Origin of the sequence: Comamonas sp. 26, from assembly GCF_002754475.1 — a bacterium.
In the GTDB taxonomy this organism is placed as follows: Bacteria; Pseudomonadota; Gammaproteobacteria; order Burkholderiales; family Burkholderiaceae_C; genus Comamonas.
The window spans coordinates 33,900-59,052 of the sequence record NZ_PEFL01000001.1; the positions used below are offsets into that span (position 1 = coordinate 33,900).

At 60.6% G+C, this 25,153-nt stretch carries 25 protein-coding genes and 1 pseudogene; 14 read left to right on the top strand and 12 right to left on the bottom strand.

The genetic code is table 11. The features are described 5' to 3' along the window. Positions 1-130 precede the first annotated feature (130 nt). The gene (locus tag CLU84_RS00165; protein ID WP_099735383.1) at positions 131-1,732 is read left to right on the top strand and encodes an RNA polymerase factor sigma-54; all 1,602 of its coding nucleotides are present in this window, start codon (positions 131-133) and stop codon (positions 1,730-1,732) included. Between the two features lie 77 nt (positions 1,733-1,809). Here CLU84_RS00165 and CLU84_RS00170 read toward each other — a convergent pair whose 3' ends face one another. From CLU84_RS00170 to CLU84_RS00180, 3 genes are all read right to left on the bottom strand, one after another. Then, complete coding sequence (locus CLU84_RS00170) at positions 1,810-2,733, bottom strand: aspartyl/asparaginyl beta-hydroxylase domain-containing protein (RefSeq protein ID WP_099735384.1); 924 nt, start codon at positions 2,731-2,733, stop codon at positions 1,810-1,812. A 135-nt stretch (positions 2,734-2,868) separates the two neighbouring features. Then, positions 2,869-4,101 (bottom strand): DUF711 family protein, encoded by a 1,233-nt coding sequence (locus CLU84_RS00175; protein WP_099735385.1) that lies wholly within the window; start codon positions 4,099-4,101, stop codon positions 2,869-2,871. A gap of 57 nt (positions 4,102-4,158) precedes the next feature. Continuing rightward, complete coding sequence (locus tag CLU84_RS00180; RefSeq protein WP_099735386.1) at positions 4,159-4,497, bottom strand: tRNA-binding protein; 339 nt, start codon at positions 4,495-4,497, stop codon at positions 4,159-4,161. A 167-nt stretch (positions 4,498-4,664) separates the two neighbouring features. On the opposite strand from CLU84_RS00180, the gene CLU84_RS00185 reads away from it, so the two are divergent. Both CLU84_RS00185 and CLU84_RS00190 read left to right on the top strand, forming a co-directional pair. After that, a complete protein-coding gene (locus tag CLU84_RS00185) occupies positions 4,665-5,960 on the top strand; it encodes a class I SAM-dependent RNA methyltransferase (RefSeq protein ID WP_099735387.1) in 1,296 nt (431 codons plus the stop codon). After that, positions 5,960-6,475 (top strand): putative toxin-antitoxin system toxin component, PIN family, encoded by a 516-nt coding sequence (locus CLU84_RS00190; RefSeq protein ID WP_099735388.1) that lies wholly within the window; start codon positions 5,960-5,962, stop codon positions 6,473-6,475. The genes CLU84_RS00185 and CLU84_RS00190 overlap by 1 nt, the downstream gene beginning before the upstream one ends. Before the next feature lie 69 nt (positions 6,476-6,544). On the opposite strand, the gene CLU84_RS00195 is transcribed toward CLU84_RS00190, so the two are convergent. Beyond that, complete coding sequence (locus CLU84_RS00195) at positions 6,545-7,348, bottom strand: SDR family NAD(P)-dependent oxidoreductase (RefSeq protein ID WP_099735389.1); 804 nt, start codon at positions 7,346-7,348, stop codon at positions 6,545-6,547. Between the two features lie 237 nt (positions 7,349-7,585). Between CLU84_RS00195 and CLU84_RS00200 the strand changes: the two genes are divergently transcribed. Beyond that, entirely contained in the window at positions 7,586-7,906 is a 321-nt protein-coding gene (locus CLU84_RS00200) for a multidrug efflux SMR transporter (RefSeq protein WP_099735390.1), read from the top strand. 44 nt (positions 7,907-7,950) lie between these two features. Further along, the gene (locus CLU84_RS00205; protein WP_233209885.1) at positions 7,951-9,090 is read left to right on the top strand and encodes a 3-deoxy-7-phosphoheptulonate synthase; all 1,140 of its coding nucleotides are present in this window, start codon (positions 7,951-7,953) and stop codon (positions 9,088-9,090) included. A 107-nt stretch (positions 9,091-9,197) separates the two neighbouring features. Here the strand turns inward: CLU84_RS00205 and CLU84_RS00210 are convergent, their stop codons facing one another. The 4 genes and pseudogenes from CLU84_RS00210 to ureE form a co-directional block, all read right to left on the bottom strand. Next, positions 9,198-9,713 carry an N-acetyltransferase gene (locus tag CLU84_RS00210; protein WP_099735391.1) on the bottom strand — a complete coding sequence of 172 codons (516 nt, stop codon included), beginning with the start codon at positions 9,711-9,713 and terminating at the stop codon, positions 9,198-9,200. Between the two features lie 606 nt (positions 9,714-10,319). Then, positions 10,320-10,979 (bottom strand): urease accessory protein UreG, encoded by a 660-nt coding sequence (gene ureG, locus CLU84_RS00215; protein ID WP_099735392.1) that lies wholly within the window; start codon positions 10,977-10,979, stop codon positions 10,320-10,322. Continuing rightward, a complete protein-coding gene (locus CLU84_RS00220) occupies positions 10,976-11,707 on the bottom strand; it encodes an urease accessory protein UreF (RefSeq protein WP_099737773.1) in 732 nt (243 codons plus the stop codon). Before CLU84_RS00220 ends, ureG begins: the two co-directional genes overlap by 4 nt. Then, positions 11,700-12,236: pseudogene (gene ureE, locus CLU84_RS00225) on the bottom strand (urease accessory protein UreE); the annotation flags it as partial. The gene CLU84_RS00220 and the pseudogene ureE, both read right to left, overlap by 8 nt. Positions 12,237-12,332: 96 nt before the next feature. Between ureE and CLU84_RS00230 the strand changes: the two are divergent. Next, positions 12,333-12,824: a gamma-glutamylcyclotransferase gene (locus CLU84_RS00230; RefSeq protein WP_099737774.1), complete on the top strand. Its 492-nt coding sequence runs from the start codon at positions 12,333-12,335 to the stop codon at positions 12,822-12,824. Here the strand turns inward: CLU84_RS00230 and ureC are convergent. The 4 genes from ureC to CLU84_RS00250 all read right to left on the bottom strand — a co-directional run bounded on the left by ureC (position 12,809) and on the right by CLU84_RS00250 (position 15,900). Further along, positions 12,809-14,527, bottom strand: a complete 1,719-nt coding sequence (ureC, locus tag CLU84_RS00235) for an urease subunit alpha (protein ID WP_099735394.1) — start codon at positions 14,525-14,527, stop codon at positions 12,809-12,811. The genes CLU84_RS00230 and ureC overlap by 16 nt on opposite strands. A 64-nt stretch (positions 14,528-14,591) precedes the next feature. Next, complete coding sequence (locus CLU84_RS00240) at positions 14,592-14,897, bottom strand: urease subunit beta (protein ID WP_099735395.1); 306 nt, start codon at positions 14,895-14,897, stop codon at positions 14,592-14,594. Between the two features lie 10 nt (positions 14,898-14,907). Then, positions 14,908-15,537 (bottom strand): HupE/UreJ family protein, encoded by a 630-nt coding sequence (locus CLU84_RS00245; protein ID WP_099735396.1) that lies wholly within the window; start codon positions 15,535-15,537, stop codon positions 14,908-14,910. Between the two features lie 60 nt (positions 15,538-15,597). Beyond that, positions 15,598-15,900: an urease subunit gamma gene (locus CLU84_RS00250; protein WP_099735397.1), complete on the bottom strand. Its 303-nt coding sequence runs from the start codon at positions 15,898-15,900 to the stop codon at positions 15,598-15,600. 246 nt (positions 15,901-16,146) lie between these two features. On the opposite strand from CLU84_RS00250, the gene CLU84_RS22270 reads away from it, so the two are divergent. From CLU84_RS22270 to urtE, 8 genes are all read left to right on the top strand, one after another. Continuing rightward, a complete protein-coding gene (locus tag CLU84_RS22270; protein ID WP_233209886.1) occupies positions 16,147-16,284 on the top strand; it encodes a hypothetical protein in 138 nt (45 codons plus the stop codon). Further along, positions 16,271-18,232, top strand: coding sequence for a TonB-dependent receptor (locus CLU84_RS00255; RefSeq protein WP_233209887.1), 1,962 nt, complete (start codon positions 16,271-16,273; stop codon positions 18,230-18,232). Before CLU84_RS22270 ends, CLU84_RS00255 begins: the two co-directional genes overlap by 14 nt. A 14-nt stretch (positions 18,233-18,246) precedes the next feature. Beyond that, complete coding sequence (locus CLU84_RS00260; protein ID WP_099737775.1) at positions 18,247-18,978, top strand: DUF4198 domain-containing protein; 732 nt, start codon at positions 18,247-18,249, stop codon at positions 18,976-18,978. 214 nt (positions 18,979-19,192) lie between these two features. Then, positions 19,193-20,461 (top strand): urea ABC transporter substrate-binding protein, encoded by a 1,269-nt coding sequence (urtA, locus tag CLU84_RS00265; RefSeq protein WP_099735399.1) that lies wholly within the window; start codon positions 19,193-19,195, stop codon positions 20,459-20,461. 118 nt (positions 20,462-20,579) lie between these two features. Continuing rightward, complete coding sequence (gene urtB, locus CLU84_RS00270; protein WP_099735400.1) at positions 20,580-22,193, top strand: urea ABC transporter permease subunit UrtB; 1,614 nt, start codon at positions 20,580-20,582, stop codon at positions 22,191-22,193. Position 22,194: 1 nt separating this feature from the next. Next, complete coding sequence (gene urtC / locus CLU84_RS00275; RefSeq protein ID WP_099735401.1) at positions 22,195-23,409, top strand: urea ABC transporter permease subunit UrtC; 1,215 nt, start codon at positions 22,195-22,197, stop codon at positions 23,407-23,409. Further along, positions 23,406-24,284 carry an urea ABC transporter ATP-binding protein UrtD gene (urtD, locus tag CLU84_RS00280; protein ID WP_099735402.1) on the top strand — a complete coding sequence of 293 codons (879 nt, stop codon included), beginning with the start codon at positions 23,406-23,408 and terminating at the stop codon, positions 24,282-24,284. Before urtC ends, urtD begins: the two co-directional genes overlap by 4 nt. 169 nt (positions 24,285-24,453) lie before the next feature. Then, the gene (urtE, locus tag CLU84_RS00285) at positions 24,454-25,146 is read left to right on the top strand and encodes an urea ABC transporter ATP-binding subunit UrtE (protein ID WP_099735403.1); all 693 of its coding nucleotides are present in this window, start codon (positions 24,454-24,456) and stop codon (positions 25,144-25,146) included. Positions 25,147-25,153: the final 7 nt, after the last annotated feature.

The window sequence follows — 25,153 nt, forward strand, 5'->3', positions numbered from 1 at the left end:
TTCGCTCTCTCACATTCCCCCCGGCACTGGCGTTGACCAGCGCTGCGGGCCAGCGCATTGAAGCCGCACGGCGGCGAATTCTGAGTGGCGCGAGCATTTGCTGCAGCCGCCGGCTGGAGGCATTTAGCTGATGAAGCCAGGTCTCTCGCTACGCGTTTCGCAGCATCTCTCGCTCACGCCGCAGTTGCAGCAGTCCATTCAGCTGCTGCAGCTGTCCACGCTGGAGCTGGCGCAGGAAGTCGAACAGATGCTGGTCGACAACCCATTTCTGGAACGCGCTGGCGATGAGGCTGATGCAGGAAGCGATGCTCCTGCGGAGATAGCGCCTACCGCTCATGAATACAGCGCTTCAGACCATATTTCATCTGAAAAAGAGACAGGACAGGCGCAAACAGCTACTGACTCTGTAGCAGAGACCCCCAGCGCCGAAACCCCGGAAGCACTGAACTGGGATGCCGACGGCATTGACGGCCAGGATGGCGAGTGGGGCGGTGAATCCAGCAGCGAGTGGGACTCCCCCTCGGGCAGTGGCTCCACCCGCAACCGCGATGGTGATGGCGAAACCGATGCCATTGATCTGGCCCGCGAGCACGAAAGCCTGACCGCATTTCTGCACCGGCAAGCGCTTAGCCTGCGTCTGGGTGCCGAAGACTGCGCGGCGCTACGCTTTTTGATCGAATCGCTCAACGACGACGGCTACCTTGAAGACCCGTTGCAGGAGCTGGCCCGGAGTCTGGCGGGCGACGATCTGGAAGAGCGCGAAGAGCTGGAGCAGCGCTTTGCCATTGCGCTGAAGCTGCTGCAAAGTCTGGAGCCTGTGGGCGTGGGTGCGCGTGATCTGTCCGAATGCCTGCAGCTGCAGCTGCGTGATTTGATTCACACCGCTGAGGACGAAGGCACGACCGAGGCGCACATGAACCGCTTGAAGCTGGCGCAGGCCATTTGCAAGCAGCCCATGGACTTGCTGGCGCGGCGCGACCTGCGCAAGCTCACCAGCCTGTGCGGCGCGCGCGAGGAGCCGCTGCGCGAAGCCATGAGCCTTATTGCGGGGCTGGAGCCGCGCCCCGGTCGCCGCTTTGTGGATGTGGAGCGCAATATCATCGTCCCCGATGTCATCGTGCGTCCGGTGCGCGTCAGCTCAGGGCGCGTCGATTTTTCCGTGCAGCTCAATGCCGATGTGATGCCGCGCCTGCGGGTGCATGACATTTACGCAGGCGTGCTGCGCCGCCACAAAAGCAGCGAAGGCCATGCCGCGCTGCAACAGCAATTGCAGGAGGCGCGCTGGTTCATCAAGAACATTCAGCAGCGCTTTGACACCATCTTGCGCGTGTCGCAAGCGATTGTGGAGCGGCAGAAAAACTTCTTTGTGCATGGCGAGCTGGCCATGCGCCCGCTGGTGCTGCGCGATATTGCCGATCAGCTGGGCCTGCACGAATCCACCATCAGCCGTGTGACCACGGCCAAGTACATGGCCACGCCGCAGGGCACGTTTGAGCTCAAATACTTCTTTGGCTCGGGTCTGGGAACGGAGACCGGCGGCAGCGCCTCCAGCACCGCAGTGCGGGCGCTGATCAAGCAGTTTGTGGATGCCGAGAGTCCTAAAAAGCCGCTATCCGATGCCAAGCTGGCCGATATGCTCAAGGAGCAGGGCATTGAATGCGCGCGTCGCACGGTGGCCAAGTACCGCGAGCAGCTCAAGATACCGACGACGACGCTGCGCAAGGCGTTGTAGCCATCGCTGGGAATAAAAAAAGCCGCTGATGCATTGCTCAGCGGCTTTTTGTTTGGCGGGCTTGCTCTAACCGATGGTTAGCTGGGGATTAACCACCAGATAAACAAAGCCAGCACGCCAATCATCAATCCAAATTTGAGGATCTTGTAGAACGTCGGGTTCCAGCTGCGGAACGCGCGGCGGTACTTGCCGGCGTAGAACGAGATCTTGAACAGCTTGCTGATCATGCCGCGCGGATCGCCCTCGTTATTGGGCGAGCTGGCGGCGGCCACGACATTCTTGCCCAGCCAGTGGTTGAGCCACTGGGCAAAGCCGTTGGTCATGGGGCGCTCCACATCGCAGAACAGCACGATGCGGTTGCCTTCCGAGCGATTTTCAGCCCAGTGCATATAGGTCTCGTCGAAGATCACGCCTTCGCCCTCGCGCCAGCTGTAGGGCTTGCCGTCGACCTCAATCATGCAGCGGTCATCATTGGGTGCCAGCACAGCCAGGTGGTAGCGCAACGAGCCGGCATAAGGGTCGCGGTGCAGATTGAGCTTGGCGCCGGGCGGCAGCTCGGCAAACATGGCGGCCTTGATGCTGGGAATGGATTTGACGAGTGCGGTGGTCTTGGGGCACAGCTCCATGGCAGACGGGTGGGCATCGCCATACCACTTCAGGTAAAAGCGCTTCCAGCCGGTCTTGAAGAAGGAGTTGAAACCCGCGTCGTCATTGTTGGCGGCGGCCTTGATCTGCATGTTCTTTTGCAGATTCACGGCTTCCTCGCGAATCTCGCGCCAGTTGGCCTGCAGCGGCGCCAGCTCGGGGAAGGTGCTGGTGGGCAGATAAGGCGTGCGCGGCACCTTGCTGAACATCAGCATGAAGACGTTGAACGGCGCTGTGAACGTGGAGTGATCAAACAATTGCTTCACCACCTTGTGGCGCACCTTGCCGCGCAGGTGCATGTACAGCCCGCAGCCAAAGAAAAGCAGCACCAGTGCCAGAACGATAATTTTTGCCATAAGGGTCAATTTTACCGGGGGCACCCCGTTGGCGACCATGGGGGCAGGTCAAACAGAACCGGGGTAGGGGAATATCAATAACGATAGCTGCTAGCGCTTGATCAATAAGCGCTAGAGCCTTGTTTTGTATGAAATTCAAGGCAAAGCCAGTACCGCGCAGTTGCAGAGGTCGTCGCTTTCAAAGGCGGTTTTATCGCCCGCTTTTAGCCCTGGTACGGGAAACAGGCGCACGGTCAGCGGTTTGTTGAGCCGGTAGGCCATGGTGCCTGTGTCGCGCATGACGGCGGCGATCTGCTCATTGCTGCTGTCGCCGGGCACGGGCACGGTGTCGAGGCCAATGCCGCAGACGCTGCTGTAAGTCAGTAGGGCGCGAATATCGAACTCGTTGTTCAGGCTGGCCTGGGCCAGGCCTTGGTCTTCGGTCACGGCCAGCATCAGGCCGCTAAAGCCAATTGGCGTCACGCCCTGGACGGACTTGAACACGCGGGTCAGCAGGGCCGAGGCTTCCACCGTGCCGCTGGCGCCGAAATAGGGCACGCCCAGCAGTTGATAGACATCGACCATGGAGGCGCAGGACTTGGAGGGGGCCGCCGAGGTGTCCATGCCCGCAATGCGCCAGCCGTCGGCCAGTTTCACGCCATCGGCGCAGCGCTGGATGGCGGTGGCATGCGCGGTCAGCGACTGGCTCAGGCGCTCGAAGGCCAGCCTGAACCAGGTGGCGTGGTCCAGCTGCTGGCGCTGGGCTTGGAGCGCCTGGAGGTCAGCTACCATGAGATCTGGCGTTTCCAGACCCAGCACCAGCGCGCCATGGTGCTGGCCGCGGTGGTAGCTGGCCGGAAAGTAGGGAATGCCGGGCGCACAGTTGAAGTTGACCGTGAAGTTGAAATTGCCTTCGCCGCGTGGCGTGGTACGGGCAATTTCCTGAATCGCCTGCACGCTGTGGGCCAGCAGCTCGGTCTGCAAAAAACAGTGCTCGTCCAGGTCGATATTCACGCAGGCATTGCACAGGTCGCCATAGGCGGCAATCAGCTGGGGCAGCAGAGCTACCTCCTGTGCGTTGCGCGCCTCGCCAATGGCAAAGCGAATGCGGCGCGCGCCGGTATTGATGGTGGTCAGCAACTGCGTGATGTGCTGCAAATCGGCCAGCGCCGAATCAATCCCGCAGACATCGATGAACTCGCCAAACGGATTGCTCACGATGCGAATCGACTGCACCCGGTAGCCCTGGGCCTCAATGGCATCGGCGACCGCATCGCATTGCTGTTTGGCCTGACTCAGACTTGCCTGCCACTGCGCACGCTCGGTGGGCATGTTGACGAAGGCGGTGACGGTACGCACGCGCACCAGAGGGTTGAAGCTGATATTCATAGCATTATCCGCAGTCTGTAAAAGGGCTGTCGGCCATTTTGCATGCAGACGCCAAGGCTACAGCAGACGAGTGCCCAGCGGCACCTCCTTGTCGGGCACGCACAGTGCCACGGCTCCTGCGGCATCGTGAAAACCGGTCACAAGACATTCGCTCATCAACGGGCCAATCTGTTTCTTGGGAAAGTTCACCACCGCGACCACCAGCCGGCCAATCAAGTCCTCGGGCTGGTAATGCCCGGTGATCTGCGCGCTGGACTTGCGCTGGCCCAGCTCGGGGCCCAAATCCAGCAGCAGTTTGTAGGCGGGCTTGCGCGCTTCGGTAAAGACCTCGGCCTGCAGCACGCGCCCCACACGCAGCTCCACCTTCATGAAGTCGTTCCAGCTGATTTCTTCCATTTTTGATACTCCTTGGCCGTCATGATGACCGCGCCGCAGCGCGCATCTATAGCGCAACGCTTGCCGTGCGCTGGCACCGGAAAAGGCCTAGCGCGTATGCTTATGCCCTGTAACGCGCATACCGAGTGTCAGGCACCTGACACCGCAGCTGGCGCGCATTGATTTTTATGAACCAACTGCATTTGTTTTTGCCCTGCGCCGCCGGCGTCGAGGGTTTTCTGGCCGATGAGGTCCACGCCATCACCGGCGCCACCGGGCAAGATTTGCTCGTGGGCCGGGGCGGCGTCATGCTGCGTGGCATGTGGCGTGATGCCATGCTGCTCAATCTGCACAGCCGCCTTGCGCAGCGCGTGCTGGTCGAGCTGTCGCACACCATGTACCGCAGCGAGAACGATCTGTACCGCGCCGCCAGCGAGGTGGCGTGGGAGATCTGGTTCTCGCCCAAAGAGACTTTCAAGATCGAGGTCACGGCCCAGCACAGCCCGCTGACCAGCCTGAACTTTGCCGCGCTCAAGGTCAAAGACGCGATTGCCGACCGCTTCCGCGAAAAGCGCCACGGCGTGCGCCCCAGTGTGGAAACACACCACCCCGATGTACGTGTCCACCTGCACCTGACGACTGACGGCGCCACCATCTACATCGACACCTCGGGCGAAGCGCTGTTCAAGCGCGGCTGGCGCGAGGACAAGGGCGATGCGCCGCTGAAGGAAACCCTGGCCGCCGCCATGATTGCCGCCAGTGGCTGGAACCCGCACGGCGACAACCCCCAGCCGCTGTACGACCCCTGCTGCGGCAGCGGCACCGTGCTGATCGAAGCGGCGCAAATTGCGCGCAAGATTCCGGCCGGCATCCTGCGCCGCTTTGCGTTTGAAAAGCTCGTGCCCTTCCAGCGCCATGTGTGGGAAGTGATTCTGGACGAGGCCGAGGCCGCCATCCTGCCCGAGTCGCCCGTGGGCATTTATGGCTCGGACATTTCCTTCCGTATGGTCGACTTTGCCCAGCGCAATGCCGAGCGTGCGGGCGTGGCCGAGACCATCAACCTGCGCGGTGGCGATGCGCTGCAGCGTATGCCGCCTACCGACCAGCCCGGCATGATGATTCTGAACCCGCCCTATGGCGAACGTATTGCCGCTGCTGGTAGCTCGGGCCGTAATGCTGCAGAGCGTATGGGTCAGGTCGAACGCGCAGGCCGCGAAACTGCGCAGACCGAAGACGGCGGCGAATTCTTCAGCCAGCTGGCCAGCCACTGGAAGAAGAACTACAGCGGCTGGAGCGCCTTCATGCTCACGCCCGACCTGAAGCTGCCCAGCCAGATGCGCCTCAAAGAATCGCGCCGCACCCCCATGTGGAACGGCCCGATTGAGTGCCGCTTGTTCCGCTTCGACATGATCAAGGGCTCGACCAAGCCCCGCAAGAATGCCGATGGCGCTGCAGACGGCAATGCGCAAGCAGGCGAAGCGTAATGAAAATCGCCCCCCTGCGCTGGCCGGCCTGTAACGCCGGCTACGAAGGCCCGTTGCCGCGCCCCATGATTCTGGACACCAATGTGGTGCTGGACATGCTGATCTTTGACGACCCGCATATCCCATCGATTCGTGAACTGGTCGCCAAGGGCGAGGTTCGCTGGATTGCCGACCAAGCCCAGCGCATAGAGCTGGGCCGCGTGCTGCACTACAGCCAGATCGCCCCGCGTGTGAGCTTCTACGGCAAGACGCCCGAAGGCGTGATGGCGGCGTTTGATGAAGCTGTCGAATATGTGGCCGAGGCCCCAAAGATTCGCTTTACCTGCACCGACCCGGATGACCAGCATTTCCTCGACCTGGCTAGCCTGCACAAAGCGGTTCTGGTCAGCAAAGACCGCGCCGTGCTCAAGCAGCGCAAGCGCGTGGCGACGCACTATGGCGCGACGGTGGGGAATATCGTTTTATTGGAAGAGGCCGTGACTGAGGTGACTGCTGAGGCGACCGCCGAGGCCTGATGTCTTTTCATTAAAAATAGCTGCCAGCGCTTGATAGATAAGCGCTGGCAGCTATTTTTTTGAGAGTGATTATTTCTGCTTGGGCAACCACGGCACGCCGTTGATGTGGCTGCCGCCATCGACAAACAGCGTGTTTCCGGTTACATAGCAGCAGTCATCGCTGGCCAGGAAGAGCGCTGCGCCGCCAATATCACGCTCAGGCTCGCCCATGTATCCCATGGGGTTCATGCGCAGCATATCGGCCGCATTGTCTGGCTGGGCGGCGGCGAATTTTTTGTAGGCCTCGGTGGCTGCGCCAGGGCAGATGGCATTGCAGCAGATGCCATGGGCCGCCCATTCCCGCGCGGCGGAGCGGGTAAGAGTGCGCAGCGCTTCTTTGGCCATGTTGTAGTCCACCGAATAGGGGTGAGCGTTGACGCCGTTGAGCGAGCACATATTGATGACCCGCCCCCAGCCGCGCTGCTTCATGCCGGGAAAGACGGCTTGCATGGCCCACAGCGCAGACTGCGTGCCAATGCGCCATGCCCAGTCGGCATCCAGATCGCTGAGCGTCTCTACCTGCGCAAAGCCGGGCTTGGCACCGGGGCGACGGCCCCAGGCGTTGTTGACCAGAATGTCCACCCGGCCAAAGTGCGCCAGCGCAGCATCGACCATGGCTTGCACGGCAGCATGTTCGCTGACATCTGCCGCCGAATAGCCGACTTGTACGCCAAACTCTTCGCTGATTTCTTGCGCCGCTGCGGCGCAGGTTTCGGCATTGATATCGGCCAGCCACAGGCTGGCACCTTCGGCGGCAAAGCGGCGGGCAACGCCTTTGCCAATGCCGGCACCTGCGCCAGTAATCAGGGCGATGCGGTCTTGCAGTCGATTCATTTGTCAGCTCTCCTTGTTGCTTGTCAGGCTCACTGTGCGTGAGCCTTAGCATGTCGGCATCGTTGAGTTGGACGAAGTATTTGCCAGCGCCTGTGGTGCATGAACCACCCAAGGCTGGACCGGGTTTGCCGCAGCCGGTTAGCATTCGCTCAGCAGGGACGACCTTGCCTGGCTGTGTTGCACATGGCTTTTTTCTTGCCGGGACGACCTGGCCATTCATCTCCAAAGAGGTTTGCTATGGCTTGGGTTTATCTGCTGATTGCTGGCGTTCTTGAAGTGCTCTGGGCCTTCACCATGAAGCAGTCCAACGGTTTCACTCACTTCAAATACAGCGCCATCACCATCGTGGCCATGATTGCCAGCTTTGGCCTGCTGTCGATTGCCATGCGCACGCTGCCGCTGGGCACGGCCTATGTGATCTGGACGGGCATTGGTGCCGTAGGTGCGTTTGTGGTGGGCATTACGGTGCTGGGCGAGCAGGTCAGCGCCATGCGCGTGGGTGCCGCCGTGCTGATCGTCAGCGGGCTGGTGCTGATGAAGCTCTCCAGCGGCGAATAACAGGTCTGCCCGCGCAACCGTTCGGGCAAGGCGACAATAGAGGGATGAACTCCTCCACGCCTTCCACGACTGCACCGGCCCCGCGCAAGGCCGTGCCCGCTGCCCCCAAGCTGACCACTCTGGACAAAACCCGCGTCGATGACACGCGCATCAAGATCGTGCGCCCGCTGCTCACGCCCGCCCTGCTGGAAGAGTGGCTGCCGATTACCGAGCAAGCCTACGCGCTGGTGGAATCCAGCCGCGCAGCTATCTCGCGCGTGCTGCATGGGCAGGATGACCGTCTGGTAGTGGTGGTCGGCCCATGCTCGATTCACGATCACGATCAGGCCATGGATTACGCTCGCCAGCTCAAGGTGCAGGCCGATGCGCTCAAGGACGATCTGCTCATCGTCATGCGCGTGTATTTTGAAAAGCCGCGCACCACGGTGGGCTGGAAGGGCTACATCAACGATCCCTACCGCGATGGCAGCTTTGCCGTGAACGAAGGGCTGGAGCTGGCACGCCGCCTGCTGCTGGATATTCTGGAGCTGGGCCTGCCTGCGGGCACTGAGTTTCTGGATTTGCTGTCGCCCCAGTTCATCAGTGACCTCGTCAGCTGGGGCGCGATTGGTGCGCGCACGACGGAGAGCCAGAGCCACCGCCAGCTGGCCAGCGGCCTGAGCTGCCCTGTGGGCTTCAAGAACGGTACCGATGGCGGCCTGAAAGTGGCTAGCGACGCCATCTTGGCCGCACAGTCCAGCCATGCCTTCATGGGCATGACCAAGATGGGCCAGAGCGCGATTTTTGAAACGCGCGGCAACCGGGACTGTCACGTCATTCTGCGCGGTGGCAAGGCCCCCAATTACGACGCGGCCCATGTGCAGGCTGCCAGCGAGATTCTGGAAAAATCCGGCCTGCGTCCGCAGGTGATGATTGACTTCTCGCACGCTAACAGCAGCAAGCAGCACCGTCGCCAGATCGACGTCGGTGCTGATGTGGCCCAGCAGGTTGCGGCCGGTGATGCACGCATTACCGGCGTGATGATTGAAAGCCATATTCACGAAGGCCGTCAGGACATCGTGGAAGGCGAAGAGCTGGCCTACGGCGTGTCTCTGACCGATGCCTGCATCAGCATGGAACAGACGATTCCGGTGCTGGAGCAGCTGGCGCAGGCCGTGCGTGCGCGTCGTATCAAGACCGCTTGAGCGATTCGGGTCTGACGATCAAAAAAGAGGCACTCAGGTGCCTCTTTTTGTTTTTTGACGCTCTAGCCCTTTTACCGATTGCGCACGCTGCTATCGTTTTTGAATTACTACAACTCCAGCGTCAGCTTGAGCATGTCCTTGTGCTGTACGCCGCGCTCCCACAGTGGGGTGGTGTAGTTTTGCAAAAAGAAGTCGCGCTCTATGTCGGTCACGCGAAAGCCTATGCGCTGGTAGAACAGCAATTGATCGCCAAAGCTGCCGGTTCCTACTTCCAGTTGCCGCACGCCGCGCTGGCGCATCTCGCGGATGGCGCGGTGCAGCAGGGCCGAGCCAATGCCGTTGCGTTGCCAGGCCGTGGACACGGCCATATTGATCAGCTCCCACTTGTGCTGCCCGTCACCTTCAGGTGTCAGCACGCAGACACCAATCAGCGCACCCAGACCGCTGGGCGTGAACTGGGCGGTCTGGCGGGCCGCAAAGCAGGTGGAGTGGGGCAGGTAACGCTTGATGCGCTCACGCGAGGGGTCGGCCAGCAGCAGCAGATGCCAGGGGGCTTCTGCGGGGTTCATGGTCGTGATGTTCCACGAGGCGGGGGTGCTGGGGCCAGTCAGTGTGGATGTCATGCGCAGGCTCCACATGGGCAAAACCGGGGCGCGGCATATTCGCCGGGCAGGATGTCGGCGTTCATTCGATGAGCCGGAGCCCCGGCCATCTGCTGCAAACCTAAATCACGCGCCATTTCCACTTTCCACCTGCGGGCGTTGTGAGCCCGCCTCAAATATTGTCAACAGCCCATAGCGTAGCAGTCAGCATGCAAGCCTGACGACGTACTGTTAAAAAGTACAGCAAATTTCACTCAATTGCATGCGGGAATCTGGCAAACCTGGGCTTGATTAAGCGATTCGACAAGGCGGGATGTCGTTTTTGAGCATTGGCGTGCGACAGCGGTGCTCGGCAGCGTTTGCAAAATCAAAAGTAGTGGTTTATACTTATCTCAAGGGTTAACCCTTAAGGTTTAACCCGGTTCTGGCAGTGCATGAGATGCGTACTGTCCGTCGCTTGAAGTGCATCTCTTGATTTCATAGAAAGTTCATCATGCGCCAAGCTCTCAACTCCCTGATCGAATTCATCCAAGAAGCTCGCGAGTTCCATCTGGATCTGGCAAACCAATAATCACCCACAGGTGATAGAAACAGCCGCCGTTTGAGGCGGCTTTTTTTCGTCTGAAATCAGGCTGCCAGCAGGCCCTGTTTTTCGATGAGTGCCACCACTTCGTCCAGTCCTTCCAGCGTCTTGAGGTTGGTCATCACAAAGGGTTTGAGCCCTTTTTGCGTGGTGCGCTGCTTGATGGTGTCGCTGCGCATGATCTCCAGATTGGCGCCCACATGGGGGGCCAGATCGGTCTTGTTGATTACAAACAGATCGCTCTTGGTGATGCCGGGCCCGCCCTTGCGCGGAATCTTCTCGCCTGCCGCCACGTCGATGACATAGATGGTCAGGTCCGAAAGTTCGGGGCTGAAGGTGGCAGCCAGGTTGTCGCCGCCCGACTCGATGAAGACGATGTCGGCATCGGGGAAGTCCTTGAGCATGCGGTCAATGGCTTCCAGGTTGATGGACGCGTCTTCACGAATGGCGGTGTGCGGGCAGCCGCCGGTTTCCACGCCCATGATGCGCTCAGCGGGCAGCGCGCCGCTGACGGTCAGCAGGCGCTGATCTTCCTTGGTGTAGATGTCGTTGGTGATGGCGATCAGGTCCCATTTGTCGCGCATGGCCTTGCACAGCATTTCCAGAATGGTGGTCTTGCCCGAGCCCACGGGCCCGCCAATGCCCACGCGCAAGGGGGGCAGTTTTTTTGTGCGGTTGGGGATGTGGTGCAGTGCAGTGCTCATGATCGAAACAGGCGTGAGTATTGGTGTTCATGCTGGGCCGACAAAATAGCCAGCATGGGCGAAAAAACCTGCCGCCCGCTGTCTGGCAGTGCCAGCGCATGGTCAACAGCTTGGGGGATTTCTTGCGTCAGCTTGGCCAGAATGCGCTGACCTGCACTTTGGCCCAGAGGCACGGCCTTGATGGCGGCCTGCACCATGTTCTCCGCCCAGCCAAAGGCAAAGGCCAGCAACGCATCGCGGGGTGCAGCCCCCGTGCAAAAGGCCGCAAACGCAAAGGCCACGGGGTAACTGGCATCTTGAGCGCCCAGCCAGGTGATGGAGGCGTGATGTTCGGGGGCATCGGCATAGCGGTTGCGCAACCACTCGGTCAGCGACCGGCCCATTTGCTCGGTCTGCAGCCGCAGCTCACTCGTTTCGCGCGTGGTACGCACCCACTGGTTCAGCGCGGCAACCTGGCTCAGGTCGTTGTGCTGCCATGCCGCAACGGCCTGCGCAATCACCGCCATATCTCCGCGCGACTGGGTCAGATGCAGTTGCTGCACCAGCCAGCTGGCTGCTCCTTTTTCTGTAGTAACCAGCGCAGCATTGATGGCCGCTTCAAGCCCTTCGGAGTATGAAAAACCACCAATCGGCAAGGCAGGCGAAGCCAGCCACATCAGCTGCAAAAAGCTGTGCTGATTCAGAGCCAAAGTCGGGGCTGGAGCTGCGGGCTGGGTATCAGTGTTCATGCCCATGACCGTGATCGTGTGCATGCGGGTGGTCATGCCCGTGGTGGTGATGGCTGTGTCCATCATTGGTCACATGGCCGCCGTAGGCACCGCCTTCGGGCTCAAAGGGAAGATCGGCCTCGACCACCGTCATATGCATGCTACGCAGCATGTCGGCCAGCACATGGTCGGGCTCGATTTTCAGGTGATCGGGCTGCAGCTCGATCGGTACATGGCGGTTGCCCAGATGGTAGGCGGCGCGCATCAAATCAAACGGCGTGCCATGCTCGGCGCAGGCCGTAATGCGCAGCACTTTTTGCGGCGCGGCCAGCACGCGGATCAGGCTGCCGTCCTCCGCCACCAGTACATCACCACCCCGCACAGCCTGGCCGCGTGGCAAGAAAATGGCTAGCGTCCGCCCCTTGCTGTCGGTGGCGGCAAAGCGGGATTTCTGGCGCACATCCCAGTCCAGCTCAATGGTGGCGGCACGCTTGAGCAGGACGGTGGAGAGGCCTTGGCCCTGAGGCAGCAGTTTGTTGGCAGTCAGCATAGGCAATCAAAATAGGAGCGTGCTTCGCAGATCATGGAACAGGTTGGCGTGTTTTTTGCTACTGCCAAACGGTTTGAAAACTCTCTGGATGCGGTGATGGAAAAAGAATCTTCTATGGGCTGGCATGCCTGCGGCGCGGCCCATGTGGCGGTCTATGGCACTTTGCGTGCAGGTGGCGTCAACGACATTGCCAGACTGCAGCCGGGCATTGTCTGCAGGGGTAGAACGCAGCTCATGGGCAGCCTGTTTGACCTGGGCTGGTACCCCGGCCTGAGCCTCAATGGCACGCAGACCGTGCTGGCCGAGGTCTACCCCATGAGCGACGCGCTGGAGCAGGCCATGGACCGCATTGAAGGCCTGTGGCTGCAGGACATGGGCGAGTACCGCAAGCGCGTGCTGACCCTGGCTGTGATGTGCAGCGATGGCAGCCAGCAACCGCTGGCGGTGCTGGTCTACGAAGCCATGCCCGCCACCGTGCAGCACGCGCCGCGCATTGCCGCCAGCGACTGGCTGCAGTGGTTTGAAGGCAAGGGCGTTCAGCATCCGGATACCGCGTTTTCTCTCAACAGCGCTCAGAACAAAAAGTAGCGCTGCGCCATGGGCAGGCTGGTGGCGGGCTCGCAGGTCAGCAAGTCGCCATTGGCGCGCACGGCGTAGGTCTGGGCGTCTACCTCCATGTGGGGTGCCAGATCGTTGTGAATCATGTGCTGCTTCTTCACATTGCGAATGCCCTTCACTGCCGACAAAGTCTTGTGCAGCCCAAAGCGTTGGCCAATACCTGCAGCCAGACCGGCTTGCGAGACAAAGGTGAGTGAGGTCTTTGCAATCGCTCCGCCAAAGCTGGCAAACATGGGGCGGTAGTGCACGGGCTGGGGCGTGGGAATGGACGCATTGGGGTCGCCCATGGCCGCCATGGCAATGCTGCCGCCCTTCAAGATGCAAAAGGGTTTGACGCCGAAAAAGGCAGGCTTCCAGATCACGATGTCGGCCCATTTCCCCACTTCGATGCTGCCCACCTCATGGCTGATTCCGTGCGCAATCGCGGGGTTGATGGTGTATTTGGCAATGTAGCGCTTGATGCGGAAGTTGTCGTTTCTGGCTCCGTCACCCGGCAAAGGCCCGCGCTGCTGCTTCATCTTGTGGGCGGTCTGCCAGGTGCGCAAAATCACCTCGCCCACGCGGCCCATGGCTTGGCTGTCAGAGCTGAACATGCTGATCGCGCCGATGTCATGGAGTATGTCCTCGGCCGCAATCGTCTCCTTGCGGATGCGGCTTTCGGCAAAGGCCAGGTCTTCGGCAATGCCAGCATCCAGATGGTGGCAGACCATCAGCATGTCCACATGCTCGTCCAGCGTGTTGATGGTGTAGGGGCGCGTGGGGTTGGTGGAGCTGGGCAGCACATTCGTCTCGCCCACCACTTTCAGAATGTCGGGCGCGTGGCCGCCACCCGCGCCTTCGGTGTGGAAGGTGTGAATGGTGCGACCCTTGAAGGCCGCCACCGTGTCTTCCACAAAGCCACTCTCGTTGAGCGTGTCGGTGTGTATGGCGACTTGTGTGTCGGTCTCTTCGGCCACATCCAGGCAGTTGCTGATGGCCGCTGGCGTGCTGCCCCAGTCTTCGTGAAGCTTCAGGCCGATGGCCCCCGCGCTGATTTGCTCATGCAGCCCGGCAGGCAGGCTGGCATTGCCCTTACCCAAAAAACCGATGTTCATGGGGAAGGCATCTGCCGCCTGCAGCATGCGTTCCATATGCCAGGGGCCTGGCGTGCAGGTGGTTGCAAAGGTGCCGGTGGCGGGGCCCGTGCCACCGCCAATCATGGTGGTCACGCCGCTGGTCAGTGCCTCTTCAATTTGCTGCGGTGCGATGAAGTGGATGTGGGTGTCTATGCCGCCTGCGGTGACGATATTTCCTTCACACGAAATGATTTCGGTGCCGGGGCCAATGATGATGTCCACACCGGGCTGGGTGTCCGGATTGCCCGCTTTGCCAATCGCAACAATGCGCCCGTCCTTCAAGCCGATGTCGGCTTTGACAATGCCCCAGTGGTCGATGATGAGGGCGTTGGTCAGCACGGTGTCGACGGCACCTTGCGCGCGTGTGCGCTGGCTTTGCGCCATGCCGTCGCGTATGGTCTTGCCGCCGCCAAATTTCACTTCCTCGCCATAGCCACCGGCGCGCAGCGTGAGGTCTTGCTCCACCTCCACGATCAGCTCGGTATCGGCCAGACGCAGGCGGTCGCCCACCGTGGGGCCAAAGGTTTCGGCGTAGGCACGTCGGTCCATGGTGGCCATTACATGTCTCCCGCTGGGTCGCCGCAAGGGGCAGTGACTACATGAAGTGAGGGGCGTGGGTGCATTACAGCTTTCCTTGAATCAGGCCGCGAAAGCCGTAAATCTGGCGGTCGCCGCCTATGTCTACCAATTCCACCGTGCGCTGCTGGCCCGGCTCAAAACGCACGGCCATGCCGCTGGCAATGTTCAGGCGCTTGCCGTGGGCGGCTTCGCGGTCGAAAGACAGGCCCGCGTTCGTCTCCGCAAAGTGGTAGTGGGAGCCGACCTGAATCGGCCGGTCGCTGGCGTTTTGCACCACCAGCGTGGTGACAGGGCGGCCGGGGTTGAGTTCGTGCGCGCCTTGGTCGAGCAGTAGTTCACCGGGGATCATGCGGGCCTCCTCAAGCGAGCTTGGTCAGCATGAAAGCGCCCAGTGCCGCTGTCGCTGCACCGCCGAATTGGGCCACCCATTGATGGCGCTGCATGACCGCGTGGCCGAACACCATGCCCGCGATATGCAGGGTGGCTGAGCCCAGCGCAATGCCTGCCAGGGCACCGACAGTCGCCATGCCGCTGTCACCAGCCAGCTCAAACCCGTGTGCTGCGCCGTGAAAGAAAGCGAACACGCCTGCCAGTGCGGCGGCGATGCCCCAAGGCATTTTTTTCTGCACCAGTACCAGCAGGCCCAGCACCAGCACGGATGCGGCAATCATGGGCTCCACACCCGGCACCCACAGGCCCACAAAGCCTGCCAGTGCGCCCGCTACCAGCAGGGCGACAAAGGCCGCAGGGGCGCGCCATGCGGTGCGCAGGCTGGGCATGGTCAGAGCGCTCCATGCGCCTACAGCCAGCATGGCGGCCAGATGGTCAGCACCCGTGAAAGGGTGGGCAAAGGCGTGGCTCAGGCTGTCCAGAAAGTGATGGTGGCCGCCGCCATCGGCACCCACATGGGCGAGCGCGGACAGGGGAAGGGCCGCTGCAGCTGTGGCAGTGGCAGTGGCAGTGGTGATGATGAATTGCTTGAATTTCATAGCTGTCTGCGCTTGATAGGTAAGGTCTAGCGGGCTAAAAGGCTTGAAGTTTCTGCTGGGTCAGGCAATGGGCTCGTGCACGGTGACGAGCTTGGTGCCGTCGGGAAAAGTGGCCTCGATCTGTATGTCGGGAATCATCTCGGGAATGCCTTCCATCACATCGGCGCGTGTCAGAACGCTGCGGCCTTCGCTCATGAGCTGGGCGACAGTGCGGCCATCGCGCGCGCCTTCCATCACAAAGGCGCTGATGAGCGCCACGGACTCTGGGTAGTTGAGCTTGAGGCCGCGCGCCTTGCGCCGCTCTGCCAGCAGGGCGGCGGTAAAGATCAGCAGCTTGTCTTTTTCACGAGGAGTCAGTTCCATCTTCTTTAATTCCTCAGTCAGCTCGCGCAGTCGGCGCTGCTGACTGCGCGCGGTGTGATTTCTATGGGCTTGTATCTAGCAAGTGCTGTGCCAAAGCGGTGCGTTTGCACTGCGCTCACATGGCCTGAAATGGATGAGGGTGCACCTTGTTGGTGCATCTGTGGACGGTTATTGCACCAACACCTGCTCGGTGTGTTTGCTTGTGGTGCATGCGGGTGTAGTGCAAGAGCTGAATCGGTGCATTGCATGGCATGGACCTTGCTCTATCTGGCGCATGAGGACAAAGAAGAATTCAACGCACAGAAGTCGCTGCCAGGAGCTGACGCTTGGGTGCACAGCACTGGCCTGTTGTGCGTTGCTGCATGGCAATGTGTGGGCGCATGAGGCCGAAGTTCGACTGGCTGAAGTCCAGGTCAAGGGCCAGTCGCTGGATGCCGTGCAGCCCGCGTTTTCGGTGACGGAAATAGGCCGTGACGATTTGCGTGAGCAGCCGCGCCAGGAGGTCGAATCGCTCTGGAGCAAGGTGCCCGGAATGCATATCCATCACTACCAGCTCAGCGGCGTGGCCAATGGGCTGGTGCTGCGCGGCTTTGGCGGTGGTGGCCATGGTGGTGATGTGGCGGCCACGCTGGATGGCATTCCGCTGAACGAAGCCACTTCACATGCCGATGGCTACTTCGATCTGAATGTGGTGGTGCCGCTGGAGCTGGACAAGGTCAATGTCTATCGCGGCCCGGTATCGGTGCTGCAGGGCAATTACAACCGCGCGGGTCTGGTGGAGCTGCGCACGCGCCGCAGCGGCAGTTATACCGATGTGGATGTCAGCACAGGCTCGCACGGTCTGTGGGATACGCAGGCCGCGCTGGGGCGCGAGCTTAAGGGCGGCGATCAGCTCAATCTGGCGGCCCAGCATTCGCGTGGCGATGGTGCGCGGCCCAGCTCGGGCTACGAGCGCAGCACCCTCGGCGGCCACTGGAAGCACCATGTGCATGAAAAGCTGGATATCTCGCTGTCCGGCCGCTGGCATGAGGCGCGCGGCGATTCGCCCGGCTATCTGACCGAAGCGCAGTGGCGGCAGGACCCGCAGGGCAAGGATGGCCATGTGGTGGGAGACGGTGCCAACAAGCACTTCGGCACGCTGCGCCTTGATGCCCAGTACGCGCTCGGCGGCGAGACCCGGCTGCTGGGCTTTGTCTATGCCACGCAACAAGATTTTGTGCGCTGGTTCACGCGCCCGCGCAGCGGCACCTGGATGCAGCGTGAGGAGCGCTATGACCGCAGCGTGCTGGGCGCGGGGTTGAATCTGAACGGCAAGACGGCTCTTGCCGCGCGCGAGCTGAACTGGATGCTGGGGCTGGAACAGGTGCGCGAGTCCACCGACTACGGCTACTGGGATGGATTGGTCAACCGCCAGCGCATGGCTGCTGCGCTGGATGACCGCAATACGCGGCTTAACAACACCGCCCTGTATGGCCAGGGCAACTGGCAAGCCACGGACTGGTTGCAGACCACGGCCGAGCTGCGCTGGGACCGCTTTGACGGCAGTTGTCGCCTGCTGGGCACCGAAACCGGCGGCGATGAATGCAGCCGCATGCAAGGTCGCAACCAGGCCAGCCCCAAGCTGGGTGCGCTGGCACAGATCAATCCGCAGACGGCAGTGCGCGCCAGCTGGTCGCAAGGCTTTGCCCTGCCCAGCGACTTTGCCAAATATGCGCTGCGCAACAGCGACCTGAGCGCCAACATCTTCCGCCAGATCGAGCTGGGCGTGCAGTGGAAGCCTTCTAGCCAGTGGCTGCTCGATGCCTCGGTTTACCGCATCACCTCCAGCCAGGAGATTCGCAACACCGCCCCCGGCGAGTATGAAAACCTGGGCGCTACCCTGCGCAAGGGCGCCGAGCTGCAGCTGCACTGGCTGCCCGGGCGTGCCTGGCATCTCGAATGGGCCTATGGCCTCAACCGTTCCGAAGTCACGCAGAACGCCAATGCCGCTTTGCTGGGTCAGCGCGTGGTGGCGGTGCCCGAATACACCAGCACCTTGCATGCGCGCTGGATGCCGCGCAGCGATATCACCGTGCACGGCGTGCTGCGCCATGTGGGCCGCTCGCCCATCAACACCAGTAATACCGAATGGGCGGCCAGCTACCACTGGATTGATCTGGGTCTGCAATACCGCCTGCCCGCCAGCGTGGCGCGCAATGCCAGTCTGAACCTGTGGCTGCGCAATGCCGCAGACACCCGTTATGCCAGCACCACCACCCTGATTGGCGGCCAGCGTCTGGTGGCACCCGGTGCGCCGCGCAGCCTGCAGCTGGGCCTGCAGTTTTCACTATGAATTTTGGAGTTCTCATGTTTCAGCCCCTGACCTGTAAAAGCGTGATCGCGCGCATTCTTTGCACGACCGCTACGGCCTGGCTGCTCTGCGCCAACCCCGTGTATGCCCATAACGTGTGGCTTGAACCCGATGCGCAGGGCGGCTATGTCATGCAGTTTGGCGGCCACGAAGGAAAGACCGAAACCTTTGACCCGGCCAAGCTGCAGCGTGTGCATGCCTACGACCTGCGCGGGCGCGAGCTGAGCTGCGATGTGCAGAGCGTGCGCGGCGGCATTCGCGTCAAGCCCGATGCCAGGGCTGCACTGATTGCGGTGGAGCTGGATAACGGCTACTTCAGCAGCGTCAAACCTGAAGGTGACATGCTGCCCCTGCCCATGGACAAGAACCCCGGTGCGGTGCGCGGCGTGCATGCGCGCAAGTTTCACAAAACCGTGGTGCGCTGGGGTGCGGTGATGCAAAAGCCACTGGGCCAGATTTTTGAAATCGTTCCGCAGGCAGGGAAGGCACCGCATGCAGGCCAGCCCTTGAAGGTGCAGGTGCTGCTGAACGGCAAGCCACTGGCGGGCGCACGCCTGTCATGGAATGAAGCCGGTGCGCCGACGCTGAGCGATGCGCAAGGCATGGCCAGCGTGACGCCTTCCGCAGGCACCAATATCTTGCAGGCCATCTGGCGCGAAGCCGTGCAGGGCGATGTGAAAACGACGCAAAACAGCTACGAATTTCTGCTGCGCTTTGCCGTGCACTGAGGTATAGCGGTGGTCATGCACTTCAACAGTGCCACTCCCTGTGCTGCGCCTGTATCTGGTGCATGGCGCACTACCGTAGTGCAGGGTCTTGCAGGGCGTTACTGGCCGCGTGGCACATGAAAGAGTTGTTTGAGAGGCAAAGAACGCTGGCACGGTATTTGCACTTGAGGAGATGCGGTCAATGTGACCGAATAAACCTCCTGGGAGTGCTGAAATGAACCGTCGCGGAACCCTCACAACACTGGCTGCATCCATGGCTCTGGGCCTGGGTTTGACTTCACAGGTACTGGCAGCCGACACCATCAAGGTGGGCGTTTTGCACAGCCTCTCAGGCACCATGGCGATCTCTGAGACCGTGCTCAAAGACACGGTGCTGATGGCGATTGACGACATCAATGCCAAGGGCGGTGTGCTGGGGAAAAAGCTTGAACCTGTGGTGGTAGACCCCGCATCGAACTGGCCGCTGTTTGCGGAAAAAGCCAAGCAGCTGATCACGCAAGACAAGGTGGCCGTGGTGTTTGGCGGATGGACCAGCGTCTCGCGCAAATCGATGCTGCCCGTGTTTGAGCAGAACAACGGCCTGCTGTTCTACCCCGTGCAATACGAGGGTGAAGAGCTGTCGAAAAACGTGTTCTACACAGGCGCAGCGCCCAATCAGCAAGCCATTCCAGCCGTTGAATATCTGATGAGCAAGGAAGGAGGCGGTGCCAAGCGCTTTGTGCTGCTCGGTACCGACTATGTGTACCCGCGCACCACCAACAAGATTCTGCGTGCCTTCCTCAAGTCCAAGGGCGTGAAGGATTCCGACATCATGGAAACCTACACCCCCTTCGGTCACAGCGATTACCAGACCATCGTGGCCGATGTGAAGAAGTTCTCCACCGGCGGCAAGACGGCGGTGATCTCCACCATCAACGGCGACTCCAACGTTCCCTTCTACAAAGAGCTGGGCAATGCAGGTTTGAAGGCCAAGGATGTGCCTGTGGTCGCCTTCAGCGTGGGTGAGGAAGAGCTGCGCGGTGTGGACACCAAACCGCTGGTCGGCCACCTGGCCGCCTGGAATTACTTCATGAGCGTGAAGAACCCGACCAACACCGCTTTCATCAAGCAGTGGAGCGACTACGCCAAGGCCAAGAACATCGCCGGTCACAAAGACAAACCGCTGACCAACGACCCGATGGAAGCCACCTGGGTCGGCATTCATATGTGGAAGCAGGCCGTGGAAAAAGCCAAGAGCACGGACACCGACAAAGTGATCGCCGCCATGGCCGGCCAGACCTTTGCCGCACCGGATGGCTTCACCGTAAAGATGGATGAAAAAAACCACCACCTGCACAAGCCCGTGATGGTGGGCGAGATCAAGGCGGACGGTCAGTTCAGCGTGGTGTGGAAGACCAAGGGCCCGATCAAGGCCCAGCCCTGGAGCCCCTTCATCGAAGGCAATGACAAGAAGAAGGACGAGCCCAACGGCAAGAGCTCCTGATTCTCCACCGGCGTGGAACGCGGGCTGGAGAGGTCTGGTGGGCTCTCCAGTCCTGAAAAGATAGCTGCTGGCGCTTGTTGAATAAGGTCTGCGGCAAGAAAGTATCCGAGATACCTTTATGAACATACCGAGCAAGCGATGGAGATGGGCTCTGGCCGCCAGCCTGGGTGCGTTGCTGAGCTTTTCCAGTCATTCAATGACTGCCGAGCAGGCCTATGCAATGGCTGCGGCAGATGACGCCGAGCAGCGCGCACAGGCCATCAATCAAGTGGTGCTTGCTCATGATGCTCAGAGCGATGGCGCACGCCTTGCTGCCTACCTTGCCGCACTCTCCAATGATGAGGTGCGGGTATCGCAAGGCAAGGCCTTTGTGGTCAGCGGCGATGTGGTCACTGATGCGGCGACGGGGCAGGCCGCCAAGCTACCGGTGGATGCCGAAGAAGTCGTCAACAACAATTACATGCGCTCTGTCATTGACACAGCGCAGGCCGCGCTGGCGCTGAGTAGCAGCGATGTTGCAGCGCGCCGCAGTGCGGCCGAAAAGCTGGCCGCCGAGCCCGATGCTGAGCGCCTCGCCTTGATCGACAAGGCGCTTGCCGGCGAAACCGATGAACAAGTCAAAGCCCTGCTGAGCCGCGCCAAAGCCGCTAGCTTGCTGAATAGCGATGACAGGCAGCAGCGTCTTCAGGCCGTGGAGCAACTGGCCCATTCGCAGACGCCAGAGACACAGTTGCTGCTCAACCAGCGCTTGGCCGATGAAGCGGATCCTGCCGTGCAAAAAGCCATCAAAGCGGCGCTGGCAGACATTGCTGAAAATCTGGCTTGGGGCGAGCGCTTGGGCGCAGCGTTCAGCGGCATCAGCCTTGGCTCCGTGCTGCTGCTGGCCGCCCTGGGCCTGGCCATTACCTATGGACTGATGGGCGTTATCAACATGGCGCATGGCGAGCTGATCATGATTGGTGCCTATGCCACCTATCTGGTGCAGCTTGCCTTTCAACGCTGGGTGCCTGAGGCTGCTTTTGGCTGGTATCTGGTGGTGGCTATTCCTGTGGCTTTCATGACCTCGGCGCTGGTCGGTGCGGTTCTAGAGCGTGGCGTGATTCGCTTCCTCTACGGTCGCCCGCTGGAGACGCTGCTGGCCACCTTCGGCATCAGCCTGGTGCTGCAGCAAACAGTGCGCAGCCTGTTTGGCGCGCAGAACGTGGGCGTGGAAAACCCCGTCTGGATGAGTGGCGGCATTGCACTGCTGCCCAACCTCACGCTGCCTTACAACCGTATCGCCATCATCGTGTTCGCCTTTGCGGTGCTGGGCGCCGTGGCTTTCATGATCGCCAAAACGCGCCTCGGCTTGTTTGTACGCGGCGTCACGCAAAACCGCGCCATGGCGTCTTGCGTAGGCGTGAATACAGCACGCACCGACACCTATGCGTTTGCGCTGGGCTCGGGCATTGCTGGTCTGGCTGGTTGCGCCTTGAGCCAGATTGGCAACGTAGGCCCCGACCTGGGTCAGAACTACATCGTGGACAGTTTCTTGGTGGTGGTATTGGGCGGTGTGGGCCAGCTGGCTGGCACGGTCTATGCCGCGCTGGGGCTGGGTGTGCTTAGCAAGCTGCTCGAAGGCTGGACGGGCGCGGTGCTGGCCAAGATTGCCGTGCTGCTGTTCATCGTGATCTTTATTCAAAAGCGTCCTCAGGGCATTTTTGCCCTCAAGGGTCGTAGCGCGGAGGCATGACATGACAGCTGCAAATTCAACATCGCCAATCATCGAACTGCCGCAGCCCGAGCGCCTTTTGAGTCGCAAGGGCTGGACGGTGTTTCTCGTTGCGCTGATCGTGATCTGCGCCGTGGCTCCGGCGCTCAATCTATGGGTGGCTGAAAGCAGTGCGTTGTACCTGTCGGATTACATGCTTGGCCTGCTGGGCAAGTTCATGTGCTACGCCATCTGCGCGCTGGCCATTGATCTGATCTGGGGCTATACCGGCATCTTGAGTCTGGGCCATGGCCTGTTCTTTGCGCTGGGTGGCTATGTGATGGGCATGTACTTGATGCGTGAAGCCGCTGGCCCCGATGCGCTGCCGGCCTTCATGGGCTTTCTGGACTGGAAGACGCTGCCCTGGCATTGGGCCTTGTCGGGCAGCTTTGTCGCCACCGTGCTGCTGGTGTTTCTGGTGCCGGGACTGATAGGCGGCGTGTTTGGCTACTTCGCTTTTCGCTCGCGCATCAAGGGTGTGTATTTCTCCATCATCACGCAGGCGCTGACCTATGCTGCCATGCTGCTGTTCTTCCGCAATGAGACGGGTTTTGGGGGCAATAACGGCTTTACCGGCTTCAAGACTTTGCTGGGCTTTTCGTTGACTTCACAGCGTATTCAGGTGTTGCTGTTTGCACTGTCCGGGCTGGCGCTTCTGGGTTGCTTTTTGTTCTCGCGCTGGTTGATTCGCAGCAAATATGGTCGCGTGCTGCAGGCCGTGCGTGATGCCGAAACGCGCACCATGTTTTGCGGCTACAACCCGCTGCCTTACAAACTGTCGATCTGGATCATCTCGGCCATGATGTGCGGCCTGGCGGGTGCTCTGTATGTGCCTCAGGTGGGCATCATCAACCCCAGTGAAATGAGCGTGAGCAACTCCATTGAAATGGCGGTGTGGACGGCAGTGGGCGGCCGTGCTTCGCTGGTCGGCCCCATCATCGGCGCCTTTGCGGTGAATGGTGGCAAGAGCTGGCTTACCGTGGCAGCGCCTGAGTACTGGTTGTATGTGCTGGGCGCGTTGTTCATCATCGTCACGCTGTTCATGCCCGGCGGAGTGATTCGCCTGCCCCAGCAAATCAAGCAATGGCGTGAAAAGCGCAATGCACAGACCCGGTCCGAGCTGAACCACGCCGCTGCTGCCATGGCCAGACAGGCCAGCGAACGTACGGCAGACACCCTGAAAGGAGTCCGCGCATGACACCCGACCTGATGCAGGAAGGCGCGCAGCGTCTGGCCGACTATCACGCGGCGCAGCAGTCCCAGCCGGGCACCGAATCCGGCGGACGCAACGCCAGCATGGCGCGACCCGTGATGGCGGGTGAGGTGGATGTGACCCACGGCCGAATTCTTTATCTGGAAGATGTACATGTGAGCTTTGATGGCTTTAAAGCCATCAACGGCCTGAACCTCGACATCGCACCCGGTGAGCTGCGCTGCATCATCGGTCCCAACGGCGCGGGCAAGACCACGATGATGGACATCATCACCGGCAAGACCCGGCCCGACAGCGGCACGGTGTACTTCGGCTCCACCATCGACCTGCTGCGCTACAAGGAGCCTGAGATCGCCGCCATGGGCATTGGGCGCAAGTTTCAAAAACCCACGGTGTTTGCAGAACTCAGCGTTTTTGAAAACCTGGAGCTGGCGCTGAAAACGCACAAAGGCATTGCCGCATCCATGTTGTTCAAGCTCAGCGGCGCGCAAAAAGACCGGATTGCTGAGGTGCTGCACACCATTCATCTGGCAGGCAGCGTGACGCGGCAGGCTGGCCTGCTCAGCCACGGCCAGAAGCAATGGCTGGAGATAGGAATGCTGCTGGTGCAAGAGCCCAAGCTGCTGCTGCTGGACGAGCCCGTGGCGGGCATGACGGATGAAGAAACTGTGCGCACGGCTGAGCTGTTTCTTACCCTTAAAGGCAAGCATTCGCTGATGGTTGTGGAGCACGACATGAGCTTTATCGACACCATCAGCGAGAAGGTGACGGTGCTATGCGATGGCTCGGTTCTGGCCGAAGGAACGCTGGCGCAAGTGCAGGCCAATGAGCGAGTCATTGAAGTGTATTTAGGCAGGTAACCCCTGCGGCGCTTTGCGCCTTCCCCTTTTCTCTTCGGAAGGGGGACGACACCTTTGCTGCGGGGCCCCCTTGCTTGGTGTCTCTGGGTTAGGGCATGCCTGTGTGACAGGTGTGGACTATGAAAAATGTAGCTGCTTACGCTTGATAGGAAAGCGCTAGAGGTCAAAAATGCTTAAAGTTCAAAATCTGCACCAGTACTACGGCGGCTCGCACATCCTGCGCGATGTGAACATTCAGGCCGAGGTTGGAAAAGTCACCGTGCTACTGGGCCGAAATGGTGTGGGCAAGACCACGCTGCTCAAAAGCCTGATGGGCCTGGTGCCCATCAAAAGCGGCAGTGTGGAATGGCAAGGCGTAGACATCGCTAAAAAAACGCCGTATGAGCGTGCTCGCAGCGGCATCGGCTATGTGCCCCAGGGCCGTGAAATCTTCTCGCGGCTGTCGGTCGAAGACAACCTGCGCATGGGCCTGTCGTACTGTTCGGCTCGCACCAAAATTCCGGGGGAACTGTATGAGCTGTTCCCCGTGCTCAAGCAGATGCTGCACCGGCGTGGTGGCGATCTCTCGGGCGGTCAGCAACAACAACTGGCCATTGCACGTGCGCTGGCGCCGCAGCCCAAAATTTTAATTCTGGATGAACCCACCGAAGGCATACAGCCGAGCATCATCAAAGACATTGGCCGGGTGATCCGCATGCTGGCTAATCGGGGTGATATGGCCATATTGCTGTGCGAGCAGTACTACGACTTCGCCGAAGAGCTGGCCGATCACTACGTGGTGATGGAGCGTGGCGAGGTGCTGGCATCTGGCCCCGGCAGCGAGATGCAGGCCAAAAATGTGCGGTCGCTGGTGGCGATTTGATGACGTG